Source organism: Streptomyces roseolus (genome assembly GCF_014649855.1).
GTDB lineage: Bacteria > Actinomycetota > Actinomycetes > Streptomycetales > Streptomycetaceae > Streptomyces > Streptomyces roseolus.
In genome coordinates this window covers 53,759-66,127 of sequence record NZ_BMTV01000009.1, presented here as the reverse complement: position 1 = coordinate 66,127, position 12,369 = coordinate 53,759, and the positions used below count along the sequence as shown (strand labels likewise).

Here is a 12,369-nt window from a genome sequence, read left to right as displayed (position 1 = left end):
ACGGTCGGCCGCATGAGCACGAGCACCCAGACGAGCCCCGCAGCCGAGGCCGCGGCGCTCAGCGAGTTCGACCGGGACACCGCCGTCACCCTCCGCGAGCCCGGGGTCTACGACACCGAGCTCTCGGCCGGCTGGACGATCATCCACGCCGTCAACGGCGGCTACCTCCTCGCCCTGCTCGGCCGCGCCCTCGGCGACCACCTGCCGCACCCCGACCCCTTCACCATCTCGGCGCACTACCTCACGCCGTCGGTGCCGGGCCCCGCGGTCGTCCGCACCGAGACCGTCCGCACCGGCCGGACCCTCTCCACCGGCACCGCCTCCCTCTACCAGTACGTCGAGGACGGCACCGAGGTCGAGCGGATCCGCGTCCTCGCCTCCTACGGCGACCTCGACGCCCTCACCGACGAGGTCCGCACCAGCGCGGTGCCGCCCGCCCTCGCCCCGATCGACCGGTGCTTCAGCGCCTCCGACGGCCCGGCCCCGCCGATCCCCGGCTCCTCCGCCATCACCGACCGGCTGGACCTCCGCCTCGACCCCGCCTGCGTCGGCTGGGCGATCGGCGCCCCCTCCGGCAAGGGCGAGATGCGCGCCTGGTTCGGCCTCGCCGACGGCCGCGAGCCCGACGCGCTCTCCCTGCTCCTCGCCGTCGACGCGCTGCCCCCGACCTCCTTCGAGCTGGGCCTCAAGGGCTGGACGCCGACCGTGGAGCTCACCACCCACATCCGCTGCCGCCCCGCCCCCGGCCCGCTGCGGGTCTCCATCACCACCCGCAACCTCGCCGGCGGCTTCCTGGAGGAGGACGCCGAGGTCTGGGACAGCGCCGACCGCCTCGTCGCCCAGTCCCGCCAGCTGGCCCGCGCCCCGCGCGGCTGACCGCGTACGCCCCCGCGCCCGCCCGCACCCGCCGGGCGCGGGGAGGGCGGCGCGGCGGGGAGCGCCGCCCCGGGGCTCGTAGAATCGACCCACCATGGCTTACCTCGACCACGCCGCGACCACGCCCATGCTCCCCGAGGCGATCGAGGCGATGACCGCCCACCTCGCCGTCACGGGCAACGCCTCCTCCCTGCACGCCGCCGGGCGGCGCGCCCGGCGGACCGTCGAGGAGGGCCGCGAGACCCTCGCCGCCACGCTCGGCGCCCGCCCCAGCGAGGTGGTGTTCACCTCCGGCGGCACCGAGGCCGACAACCTCGCCGTGAAGGGCCTCTACTGGTCCCGCCGCGCCGCCGACCCGCGCCGCACCCGCGTCCTCGCCAGCCCCGTCGAGCACCACGCCGTCCTCGACGCCGTCGACTGGCTCGCCGGCCACGAGGGCGCCGACGTCGAGTACCTGCCGGTCGACGCGTACGGCAGGGTCCACCCCGAGGCGCTGCGGGAGGCGATCGCCCGCGACCCGGGGTCCGTCGCCCTCGCCACCGTGATGTGGGCCAACAACGAGATCGGCACCGTCATGCCGGTCCGCGCGCTCGCCGACGCCGCCGCCGAGTTCGGCGTCCCGCTGCACGCCGACGCCGTCCAGGCCGTCGGCCAGCTCCCGGTCGACTTCGCCGCCTCCGGGCTCGCCGCCATGACCGTCTCCGGCCACAAGATCGGCGGCCCGTACGGCATCGGCGCCCTGCTCCTCGGCCGCGAGCACACCCCCGTCCCCGTGCTGCACGGCGGCGGGCAGGAGCGGCACGTCCGCTCCGGCACCCTCGACGTCCCCGCCGTCGCCGCCTTCGCCACCGCCGCCCGCGTCGCCACCGGGGGGCAGGAGGCCTTCGCCCGCGAGATCGGCGCCCTGCGCGACGCGCTCGTCACCGCCGTCCGCACGGCCGTCCCCGACGCGGTCCTCGGCGGCGACCCGGCCGACCGGCTCCCCGCCAACGCCCACTTCACCTTCCCCGGCTGCGAGGGAGACTCGCTGCTCCTCCTGCTCGACGCCGCCGGGATCGCCTGCTCCACCGGCTCCGCCTGCACCGCCGGCATCGCCCAGCCCAGCCACGTCCTCCTCGCCACCGGCACCGACCCCGACCTGGCCCGCGGCACCCTCCGCTTCTCCCTCGGCCACACCTCCACCGAGGAGGACGTGAAGGCCGTCGCCGACGCCATCGGCCCGGCGGTCGAGCGCGCCCGCACCGCGGGGCTCAGCTAGCCCGGACCGGCTTGGTGAGCTCCCGCCGCACCAGTTCCATGTAGCGGTCCCAGTCCCAGTGCGGGCCGGGATCGGTGTGGTCGGTGCCCTCGACCTCGACGTGGCCGATGATGTGCTCCCGGTCCGCCGGTATCGCGTACCGCCGGCAGATGTCCGCCGTCAGCCGCGCCGAGCCCGCGTACATCTCCGCCGTGAAGTCCTTCGGCCGGTCCACGAAGCCCTCGTGCTCGATGCCGATGCTCCGCTCGTTCATGTCCCGGTTCCCGGCGTGGAAGGCCACGTCGAGCTCCCGGATCATCTGCGCCACGTGCCCGTCCTTGCGGACCACGTAGTGCGTGGCCGCCCCGTGCAGCGGATTGCGGAAGACCTTCAGCGCCGTCGCGTACGAGCCCTGCACCACGTGGATCACCACCCGGTCGATCCCGTAGTCGTCCGGCCGGTCCGCCCGCCGCCAGTTCGCCTGGTGCGCCGCCGTCCACTCCGCCGCCCCGTGGTCGAGCGCCCCGTCCGTGCGCGGCTTCTCCATCCCCGGCAGCCGCCACCAGGCCCGCGCCAGCTCCTCGCGCGCCAGGACCGCCGTGCCCGCCACCGCGACGCCGCCGCCGAGCAGCACGGTGCGGCGCCGGACCCCCCGCTTCTTTCCGGCCTTCTTCGCGCCGTTCTCGCTCCCCATGCCTACCGGAACGCTCGGTCCCGGCCGGACGGTTCCCGCCGCCCCGTACTCTGGTAGGGCTATGACTGAGACTCCGCGCCCCCTTCGCGTCCTCGCCGCCATGTCCGGCGGCGTGGACTCCGCCGTCGCCGCCGCCCGAGCCGTCGAGGCCGGCCACGATGTCACCGGTGTGCACCTCGCGCTCTCCGCGAACCCGCAGTCCTTCCGCACCGGAGCCCGCGGCTGCTGCACCATCGAGGACTCGCGCGACGCGCGCCGGGCCGCCGACGTCATCGGCATCCCCTTCTACGTGTGGGACCTCGCCGAGCGCTTCCGCGCCGACGTCGTCGACGACTTCGTCGCGGAGTACGAGGCGGGCCGCACGCCCAACCCGTGCCTGCGCTGCAACGAGAAGATCAAGTTCGCGGCCCTGCTCGACAAGGCGCTCGCCCTCGGCTTCGACGCGGTCTGCACCGGCCACTACGCCACCGTGGTCCTGAACGAGGACGGCACCCGCGAGCTGCACCGCGCCTCCGACATGGCCAAGGACCAGTCGTACGTCCTCGGCGTCCTCGACGAGCAGCAGCTCGCCCACGCGATGTTCCCGCTCGGCGACACCCTCACCACCAAGGACGAGATCCGGGCCGAGGCCGAGCGGCGCGGCCTCGCCGTCGCCAAGAAGCCCGACAGCCACGACATCTGCTTCATCGCCGACGGCGACACCCAGGGCTTCCTCGCGAGCCGCCTGGGCAAGGCGGAGGGCGACATCGTCGACGAGTCCGGCACGAAGCTCGGCACCCACGAGGGCGCGTACGGCTTCACCATCGGCCAGCGCAAGGGCCTCCGCATCGGCCACCCCGCCGCCGACGGCAAGCCCCGCTACGTCCTCGACATCTCACCCGTGAACAACACGGTCACCGTCGGCCCCGCCGAGGCCCTCGACGTCACCGCCCTCACCGCGATCAAGCCCCGCTGGTGCGGCACCGCCCCCGAAGGACCCGGCCGCTACACCGCCCAGCTCCGCGCCCACGGCGGCGAGACCGCGGTGAGCGCGACCCTGGAGGACGGCGAACTGAAGGTCACCTTCGACGAGCCCGTCCGGGGCGTCGCCCCGGGCCAGGCGATCGTCCTCTACGCCGGCACGCGCGTGGTGGGCTCGGCGACGATCGCCACGACGGCACGCCGCACGGCCGCCGCCCCCGCGTGACGGGGACGGCCCGGCTCACACCACCTCCGCCGGCTCCACGGCGTCCGCCACGAAGTCCATGAGGACCGGCGCCAGCACATGGGGCGCCACCTCGTGGGTCTGCCCCGTCAGCGTCCGGTGCCGGGCGCGCGGCAGCCGTGCCGACAGCTCCCGGGCCGCCCGCCGGACCGGCGCCGGGCTGGCGCCCCCGTCGACCACCAGCACGCGCGCGTGGACCTCCGGCACGGGCCTGCGCCCGTCGTACGGCGGCTCGAAGACCGAGACGGCCCCCACCGGCACCCCCGCCGCCGCGGCCGCGAGCGCGAGGACCCCGCCCGTCCCGGTGCCGTGCACCGCCGCGCCGGGTCCCGCCGCCGCCAGGACCGCCGCCAGGTCCTCGAACTCCCGCTCCGGCGCGTAGCCGCTCCCGAGGTGCCCCCGGCGGTCGTACACGTACACGGCGTGGCTCCGGGCCAGCAGACGGGCGAGCGGCACCCCGTCCGCGCCCGACCCCGGCGCCCCGCCCACCAGCACCACCGCGGGCCGGTCCGCGGCTCCCGAGCCGTACCGCGCGTACGCGATCGGCGTCCCGTCCCGTGACACGACCGTCTTCACCTCGTCCATGGCAGGGCAGACCGGCGGGCGCGCCACAACTCATCGCCGCGGCCGGGAAATTCCCGAAGAAACATGGAACCCGCAGGTCAGAGCCGTAAAGAAAACAGGGCCGTGGAGATGTCGGACGTGTCCTACGGTGTCGGCATGAACATCTGCGTCTTCCTCTCCGCCGCCGACCTCGACGAGCGCTACACCGCCCCCGCCCGCGACTTCGCCCGCCTCCTCGGCAAGGCGGACCACACCCTCGTCTGGGGCGGCTCCGACACCGGGCTGATGAAGGTCGTCGCGGACGGCGTCCAGGAGGCCGGCGGCCGCCTCGTCGGCGTCTCCGTCGACTTCCTCGCCGCCAAGGCCCGCCCGGGCGCCGACGAGATGACCGTCACCAAGGACCTCGCCGAGCGGAAGGCGCTCCTCCTCGCCAAGTCCGACGCGATCGTCGTCATGGCCGGCGGCACCGGCACCCTCGACGAGGCCACCGAGATCCTGGAGCTGAAGAAGCACGGCAAGCACACGAAGCCCGTCGTCTTCCTCAACACCGCCGGCTTCTACGACGGCCTCAAGCTCCAGTTCCGCCGCATGGAGGACGAGGGCTTCCTCCCGCGCCCCCTCGCCGACCTCGCCTTCTTCGCCGAGGACGGCCCGGCGGCCCTGGCGTACCTGGAGCGGCAGCTGAGCTGAGCTGAGCTGACCGCCCGGCTCCGCTTCGCGATTGCGTACTCCGGAACGAGCTCCGCTAAGGTCGTCGGGCGCACACGACACGCAACGGGGATCGGGGGATCGTGAGCCCGACGCAGCGTGGGCAGGACATCTTCGGGACGGTCGGGGACGACACCCGGATGAATCTGGCCTCCACGGATCGGGGCGGCCCCCTCGGGCACGTCCGGAACGGGCAACCTCAAGCACAGCGACGGCCCCTGGACCAGCGCCTCCGGCACGGCGGGCGCCGTAAGGACCAGCACCGGGACGAGCCGCGCCGCCCTCGGCCCCGGCCACGAGGGCGTCTCCTCCGGAGCCGCCGGCCTCTCCGCGCTCGCCGCGCTGAACGACGTGCGCCGGTCGTGGGGGGACCGCCTCGTGTCCGTACGCGACGAATGCGAGGCGCTCCAGGGGACGCTGCTCGCGGTCGCGAAGGAGATGGGCGAGACCGACGCCTCGGTGAAGAGCTCCCTCGCCTCCATCGACACCAGGCCCGGGGAGGAGAAGCGATGACCGCCGCCACCCTCACCTGGCAGCAGCTGCGCGACCTGAGGACCTCCGAGCTCACGGAGGCGGGCGACGCCTGGCACCAGGTGTCGAACCGACCGGACCCGGGTCGACCGGGCCATGTCCGCGAAGCTCCGCGAGACGCAGGAGAGCGAGTCGGCGGAGGCGGCCCTCGGCCGGCTCAAGCGCCTCAGCCGCAACTTCCAGTACCTGCACAGCGAGTGCGGCCTCGTCAGGACGACGCTCAACGGCCTCGCCGCCGACCTCGCCGAGCCGCAGACGCAGCTGAGGAACGCGCTCGCCGACGCCTCCGCCCAGGGCCTCACCGTCCACGAGGACGGCTCCGTCGGCTACCCCGCCGCCGAGGTCACCGACCTGGCCGGCACGGCGAAGCAGGCCCCCGGCGGCACCGTCCGCGGCAGCGCCCGTCTCCCCCTCGAGGCGCCGACCCTCGGCAGCCCCCAGGGCGGCTTCCCTGGCTTCCTGCCGCTCAACCCGAACCAGGCGAAGGCCCAGTCCGTCGCCGACCGCATCGCCCGAGCCCTGCGCTCCGCCGGCGAGGTCGACGCCCGGTACGCCAGGACCCTCACCGGCCTGAAGGCGGAGAAGGGCCTCGACGTCACCGAGGCCACCCTGAAGGACGTCCGCCTGGACACCGCCGACGTGCGCGGCACGGCCGGCATGTACCTCGGCGAGGACGTGCCGGCCGACAAGAGCCCCGCCGAGCGCAAGAAGTGGTGGGACGGCCTGACGGACGAGCAGCGCGAGGAGTACCCGGAGGTCGCCCCGGACCTGGTCGGCGGCCTCGACGGCATCCCGGCCACGGCCCGCGACGAGGCCAACCGCACCTACCTGCCGATCCTCATGGACGAGCTGGCCCGGGAGGGCGGCGACGAAGCGAAGACGAAGCTGGACGCCCTGCGCGGCATCCAGGAGAAGCTGAACGCGCCGAGCGACCCGCCGATGTTCCTCCTCGGCATCGGCGACGAGGGCAACGGCCGCGCGATCGGCTCCGTGCGGCAACCCGGACACGTCGAAGAACGTCTCGGCCTACGTCCCGGGCCTGGGGACGAAGCTGAACGAGGAGTTCGTCGACGACACGATGAAGCGGGCGCAGGACACGGCCAGGGGCGCCCGGCGTCTCGACCCGTCCAGTGCCTCCATCATCTGGCTCGGGTACGACGCGCCGCAGCTCGCGGACGTCATGACGAGGGGCGACGCCCAGCGGGGCGCCCCGGCGTACAACGAGTTCATGGCGGGGCTCTCGGCGACCAACCAGAACGCGGATCCCCACGTCACGGCGATCGGCCATTCCTACGGTTCGCTCACCGTGGGAACGGCCGCCCAGCGGCCCGGCGGGATCCCGGGCGCGGACGACATCATCCTCCTCGGCAGCCCCGGCGTGGACGCGCAGAAGGCGACGGAACTCGGGGTCGGCAAGGACCACGTCTTCGTCGGCGCCGCCGACAACGACCCCGTCACCCACCTGCCGAGCAAGGACGAGGCGGCCATGGGCTGGTTGACGTCGGGGCCGGTGGGCGTGCTGGTCGCCCGCGACCTCTGGGACATCGGCGACGACGACGTGTACTTCGGCAAGGACCCGGCGAGCGAGGCCTTCGACGCCCGTCGCTTCAAGGTCGACGACGGTCCGCGGATGCTCTGGGACAGAGGCGGGTTCGACGCCCACTCCCAGTACTTCACACCGGAGCTGGATCCCGAGTCCGCCAACAACATCGCCAGGATCGTCGCCGGGCGGTCCGAGAAGATCACCACGGAGGAGCACCGATGAAGCGACCGGGACGGATCGTACGGGCGGCCGTCTCCGTCGTCATGACGGGCGCGGTGCTCGCGGGGTGCGGGGGGCAGGACGGCGACGGACGAGGGAGGAACGACATGAACATGCAGGAAGCGGCGGAGCGGGCGGACGCGATCCTCGACGCCACGCTGGGAGCGGTCGCGCCGGAGGTCCAGTGGGCCCACGACACCTGGACCAGCGGAAGCTGCACGGTGACGCGGCGCCGGACCGTCACCACGGTCATCTCCGAACAGAGGCGCGGCAGCTTCCTCGGCGTGATCGAACGCTTCTGGAAGAAGAGCGGCTACGAGATCACCGGCGTGAACCAGGACCGTGAGATGCCGTCCATCTTCGCCCGGAGCACCGACGGCTTCCTGTTCGATCTCACGATCGGGTACAAGGGCCAGGCGTTCTTCGACCTCACCACCCCGTGCGTCGAGAAGTCCGACGTCGCCGACCCGACCACCAAGCCCAACGGCCCCGCCTACCCCTACGGCAAGATCCCCACCCCCAACGTCCACTCCGACTTCTGGTCCGCCACGACTCCGGCCACCACGCCCGCCCCCGCCCCCTCCTCCTGACCGCAGGTGGGAGCATGGCCCCATGGCTACTCATGTGATCACCGGGGCCGGTTCCGGCATCGGCGCGGCCGTCGCGCGGCGGCTGCACGCGCGCGGGGACGAGCTCGTGCTGCACGCGCGCGACGCGGGGCGGGCGAAGGAGCTGGCGGCGGAGTTCCCCGGCGCCCGGACGCTCGTCGGCGACCTCGCCGACCCGGACCGGCTCTCCTGGGCGTTCTCGCACCAGAGCCTGCCCGACCGGATCGACTCGCTGCTGCACGTCGCCGGCGTCGTCGACCTCGGCGGGGTGGGGGAGCTGACCCCCAAGGCCTGGCACCACCAGCTGAACGTCAACCTGGTCGCCCCCGCCGAGCTGACCCGGCACTTCCTGCCCCAGCTCCGCCTCTCCCAGGGGCACGTCCTCTTCGTGAACTCCGGCGCCGGGCTGAACGCGCACGCCGAGTGGAGCGCGTACGCCGCCTCCAAGCACGGCCTGAAGGCGCTCGCCGACTCGCTGCGCCACGAGGAGCACGGCAACGGCGTCCGCGTCACCTCCGTCTACCCCGGCCGCACCGCCAGCCCCATGCAGGCCAAGGTGCACCAGCAGGAGGGCAAGGAGTACGACCCGGGGAAGTGGATCGACCCCGAGTCCGTGGCGACCACCATCGTGATGGCCCTCGACCTCCCGCGGGACGCCGAGGTCAACGACCTGACGGTCCGTCCGGGACGGTAGCGACACCATGAACGACATCGCACAGTGGGGCCCCGCCACCGGCGTCGGGTCCCTGCCCGGTGGTGACGCCCGCGAGGCCGCCAAGACCGTCACCGGCACCTTCGAGGACTTCCCCTTCCTCGCCGAACTGCCCGCCCGCGGCCCCGGCGCCGACATGATCGGCCGCACCCTCGGCATGCTCGTCGACCTGTACGCGCACGTGGAGCCCAGCGGCTGGCGGATCAGCGACCGGCCGGGCCGCGACACCCGCCGCGCCCGCTCCTGGCTCGGCGAGGACCTCGACGCCCTGGAGGAGTTCACCCAGGGGTACGAGGGCCCCCTCAAGGTCCAGGCCGTCGGGCCGTGGACGCTCGCCGCCGCCCTGGAGCTCCGCGGCGGAGAGGCGGCCCTGGGCGACGCCGGCGCCTGCCGCGACCTCGCCGCCTCCCTCGCCGAGGGCCTGCGCGAGCACCTCGCCGACGTCGCCAAGCGGATCCCCGGCGCCAGGATCGTGCTCCAGCTCGACGAGCCCTCGCTGACCGCCGTCCTCCTCGGGCAGGTCCGCACGGCCAGCGGCTACCGCACCCACCGGGCCGTCGACCGGCAGGTCGTCGAGTCCGCCCTGCGGGACGTCATCGCCGCCCACGACGGGCCCGTCACCGTCCACTCCTGCGCCCCCGGAGTGCCCTTCGGGCTGCTCCGCCGGGCCGGGGCCGCCGGCGTCTCGTTCGACTTCGGCCTGCTCACCGAACGTGACGAGGAGCCGATCGGCGAGGCCGTGGAGGCGGGCACGACGCTCTTCGCCGGTGTGGTGCCGTCCACCGACACGGCATTGTCCGACCCGGGAGGTAGCGTCATGGGTGTCAGGACGCTGTGGCGCAGGCTGGGGCTGAACCCGGGGACTCTCGCCGAGTCCGTGGTCGTCACCCCCGCCTGCGGGCTCGCGGGCGCCTCGCCCGCGTACGCCCGGGCGGCGCTCGCCCACTGCGCCCGGGCGGCGAGATCGCTCGCGGACAACCCAGAGTGACCGGGTGCTGAAGGCACGGGAGGACGGACGAAGGTGGCAGTCGAACAGGGGGCCCTGCCCGACGGAGGGTCGGTCGTGCCCGCCGAGGCGCGCGAGAAGCACGCCGAGCTGGCCGAGCAGGTCGAGGAGCACCGCTTCCGGTACTACGTGAAGGACCAGCCGGTCGTCAGCGACGCGGAGTTCGACCGGCTCCTGCGCACCCTGGAGGCGCTGGAGGAGGAGTATCCGGAGCTGCGCACGCCCGACTCGCCGACCCAGAAGGTGGCGGGGCAGTACGAGACCGACTTCGCCTCCGTCGAGCACCGCGAGCGCATGCTCTCGCTGGACAACGCCTTCGACGACGAGGAGCTGGCGACCTGGGCCGAGCGCGTCGCCCGGGACGTCGGCACCCCCGACTTCCACTTCCTGTGCGAGCTCAAGGTCGACGGACTCGCCGTCAACCTCACCTACGAGCACGGTCGGCTCACCCGTGCCGCCACCCGCGGCGACGGCCGCGCCGGCGAGGACATCACGCCCAACGTCCGGACGATCGCCGACATCCCCGAGCGGCTCAAGGGCGACCGGATCCCGGAGCTGGTCGAGATCCGGGGCGAGGTCTACTTCCCGATGGAGGCCTTCCAGGCGCTCAACGCCCGCCTGGTGGAGGCCGGCGACAAGCCCTTCGCCAACCCGCGCAACGCGGCCGCGGGATCGCTGCGCCAGAAGGACCCCAAGGTCACCGCCACCCGCCCGCTCCACATGGTCGTGCACGGCATCGGCGCCCGCGAGGGCTTCGAGATCACCCGGCTCTCGGAGACGTACGAGCTGCTGCGCGAGTGGGGCCTGCCCACCTCCGCGCACAACAAGGTCGTCGCCGGCCTCCCCGAGGTGCGCGAGTTCATCGCGTACTACGGGGAGAACCGCCACTCCGTCGCCCACGAGATCGACGGCGTCGTCGTCAAGCTCGACGAGATCGCCCTCCAGGGCCGGCTCGGCTCCACCGCGCGCGCCCCGCGCTGGGCCATCGCCTGGAAGTACGCCCCGGAGGAGGTCAACACCAAGCTCGTCGACATCAAGGTCGGCGTCGGCCGCACCGGCCGCGTCACCCCCTACGCCCAGGTCGAGCCGGTCACCGTGGCCGGCTCCGAGGTCGAGTTCGCCACCCTCCACAACCAGGAGGTGGTGAAGGCCAAGGGCGTCCTCATCGGCGACACCGTGGTGCTCCGCAAGGCCGGCGACGTCATCCCGGAGATCCTCGGCCCGGTCGTCGACCTGCGGGACGGCACCGAGCGGGAGTTCGTGATGCCGGCCGACTGCCCCGAGTGCGGCACCGCGCTGAAGCCGATGAAGGAGGGCGACATCGACCTCCGCTGTCCGAACGCCCGGACCTGCCCGGCCCAGCTGCGCGAGCGGGTCGAGTTCCTCGCCGGCCGCCAGTGCCTGGACATCGAGAACTTCGGCGCGGTGGCCGCCGCCGCCCTCACCCGGCCCCTGGAGCCCGCCGAGCCGCCGCTCACCGACGAGGGCGACCTCTTCGACCTCACCATCGAGCAGCTCCTGCCGGTCAAGGCGTACGTCCTCGACGCCGACTCCGGACTGCCCAAGCGGGACCCGAAGACCGGCGAGGAGAAGATCGTCACCGTCTTCGCCAACCAGAAGGGCGAGCCGAAGAAGAACGCCCTCGCCATGCTGGCGAACATCGAGGCCGCCAAGACCCGCCCGCTCGCCCGCTTCATCAACGGCCTCTCCATCCGCCACGTCGGCCCCGTCGCCGCCGAGGCGCTCGCCCGCGAGTTCCGCTCCCTGGAGCGGATCGAGCAGGCCACCGAGGAGGAGCTGGCCGCCGTCGACGGCGTCGGCGGCATCATCGCCGCCGCCGTGAAGCAGTGGTTCTCCGAGGAGTGGCACCGCGAGATCGTGCGGAAGTGGCGCGCCGCGGGCGTCACCCTGGAGGACGAGGGCGCCGGGGAGGACGAGGGGCCCCGTCCGCTGGAGGGCCTGACGGTCGTCGTGACCGGCACCCTGGAGCAGTTCACCCGGGATGGCGCAAAAGAATCGCTCCAGAGCCGCGGAGCCAAGGTCACCGGTTCCGTTTCCAAGAAGACGAGCTTCGTCGTGGTGGGGGAGAACCCGGGCTCCAAGTACGACAAGGCGATGCAGCTGAAGGTTCCGGTTCTGGACGAGGAAGGCTTCAAGATCCTGCTCGAACAGGGTCCCGAGGCCGCTCGCGAGGTCGCACAGAAGGTCGAGGAGTAACCCCCGGAGGCCCCCTCCCGCCCCCTGCGGCTCACCCGTTCGGCGCATACCAGATCGTTACGGGTGGCCAGGCCGCATTCGGGCAAGAGAGGGAGAGCGCTGCCCCTCGGCGCCCTCGGCGGCCTAGTGTGGTGACCGTGCGTCTCGTCCCGCACGGCCGCGCGAGGGCTCTGCGCGGCCGTGCGCCAGGACGAACGGCCCCGCGCCACGCGCCCCGCCCCGAAGCCGGCGGGGCGTACGAGCGGCGGTC

The 12,369-nt window shown here is 73.4% G+C and carries 11 protein-coding genes and 1 pseudogene; 10 read left to right on the top strand and 2 right to left on the bottom strand.

Annotated elements, in window-relative coordinates; all coding sequences use genetic code 11:
* Nucleotides 1–12: 12 nt before the first annotated feature.
* Nucleotides 13–876, top strand: coding sequence for a thioesterase family protein (locus tag IE245_RS12830; protein WP_189946949.1), 864 nt, complete (start codon nucleotides 13–15; stop codon nucleotides 874–876).
* A 94-nt stretch (nucleotides 877–970) separates the two neighbouring features.
* Entirely contained in the window at nucleotides 971–2,134 is a 1,164-nt protein-coding gene (locus IE245_RS12825; protein WP_189946948.1) for a cysteine desulfurase family protein, read from the top strand.
* On the opposite strand, the gene IE245_RS12820 is transcribed toward IE245_RS12825, so the two are convergent.
* Nucleotides 2,127–2,807: an N-acetylmuramoyl-L-alanine amidase gene (locus tag IE245_RS12820; RefSeq protein WP_189946947.1), complete on the bottom strand. Its 681-nt coding sequence runs from the start codon at nucleotides 2,805–2,807 to the stop codon at nucleotides 2,127–2,129. The genes IE245_RS12825 and IE245_RS12820 overlap by 8 nt on opposite strands.
* Nucleotides 2,808–2,868: 61 nt before the next feature.
* On the opposite strand from IE245_RS12820, the gene mnmA reads away from it, so the two are divergent.
* Nucleotides 2,869–3,993: a tRNA 2-thiouridine(34) synthase MnmA gene (gene mnmA / locus IE245_RS12815; protein WP_189946946.1), complete on the top strand. Its 1,125-nt coding sequence runs from the start codon at nucleotides 2,869–2,871 to the stop codon at nucleotides 3,991–3,993.
* Between the two features lie 15 nt (nucleotides 3,994–4,008).
* Here the strand turns inward: mnmA and IE245_RS12810 are convergent, their stop codons facing one another.
* The gene (locus tag IE245_RS12810) at nucleotides 4,009–4,596 is read right to left on the bottom strand and encodes an alpha/beta fold hydrolase (RefSeq protein ID WP_189946945.1); all 588 of its coding nucleotides are present in this window, start codon (nucleotides 4,594–4,596) and stop codon (nucleotides 4,009–4,011) included.
* A 135-nt stretch (nucleotides 4,597–4,731) separates the two neighbouring features.
* On the opposite strand from IE245_RS12810, the gene IE245_RS12805 reads away from it, so the two are divergent.
* From IE245_RS12805 to ligA, 7 genes and pseudogenes are all read left to right on the top strand, one after another.
* The gene (locus tag IE245_RS12805; protein WP_189946944.1) at nucleotides 4,732–5,265 is read left to right on the top strand and encodes an LOG family protein; all 534 of its coding nucleotides are present in this window, start codon (nucleotides 4,732–4,734) and stop codon (nucleotides 5,263–5,265) included.
* 396 nt (nucleotides 5,266–5,661) lie between these two features.
* Nucleotides 5,662–5,796, top strand: coding sequence for a hypothetical protein (locus IE245_RS37700; RefSeq protein WP_268256549.1), 135 nt, complete (start codon nucleotides 5,662–5,664; stop codon nucleotides 5,794–5,796).
* A pseudogene (locus IE245_RS12795) lies at nucleotides 5,793–7,579 on the top strand (alpha/beta hydrolase). The gene IE245_RS37700 and the pseudogene IE245_RS12795 overlap by 4 nt, the downstream one beginning before the upstream one ends.
* Nucleotides 7,576–8,166: a hypothetical protein gene (locus IE245_RS12790; protein ID WP_229851253.1), complete on the top strand. Its 591-nt coding sequence runs from the start codon at nucleotides 7,576–7,578 to the stop codon at nucleotides 8,164–8,166. The pseudogene IE245_RS12795 and the gene IE245_RS12790 overlap by 4 nt, the downstream one beginning before the upstream one ends.
* Nucleotides 8,167–8,188: 22 nt before the next feature.
* Nucleotides 8,189–8,878 (top strand): SDR family oxidoreductase, encoded by a 690-nt coding sequence (locus tag IE245_RS12785; protein ID WP_189946943.1) that lies wholly within the window; start codon nucleotides 8,189–8,191, stop codon nucleotides 8,876–8,878.
* 7 nt (nucleotides 8,879–8,885) lie between these two features.
* Nucleotides 8,886–9,884 (top strand): methionine synthase, encoded by a 999-nt coding sequence (locus IE245_RS12780; protein ID WP_189946942.1) that lies wholly within the window; start codon nucleotides 8,886–8,888, stop codon nucleotides 9,882–9,884.
* Between the two features lie 33 nt (nucleotides 9,885–9,917).
* A complete protein-coding gene (gene ligA / locus IE245_RS12775) occupies nucleotides 9,918–12,119 on the top strand; it encodes an NAD-dependent DNA ligase LigA (RefSeq protein ID WP_189946941.1) in 2,202 nt (733 codons plus the stop codon).
* Nucleotides 12,120–12,369: the final 250 nt, after the last annotated feature.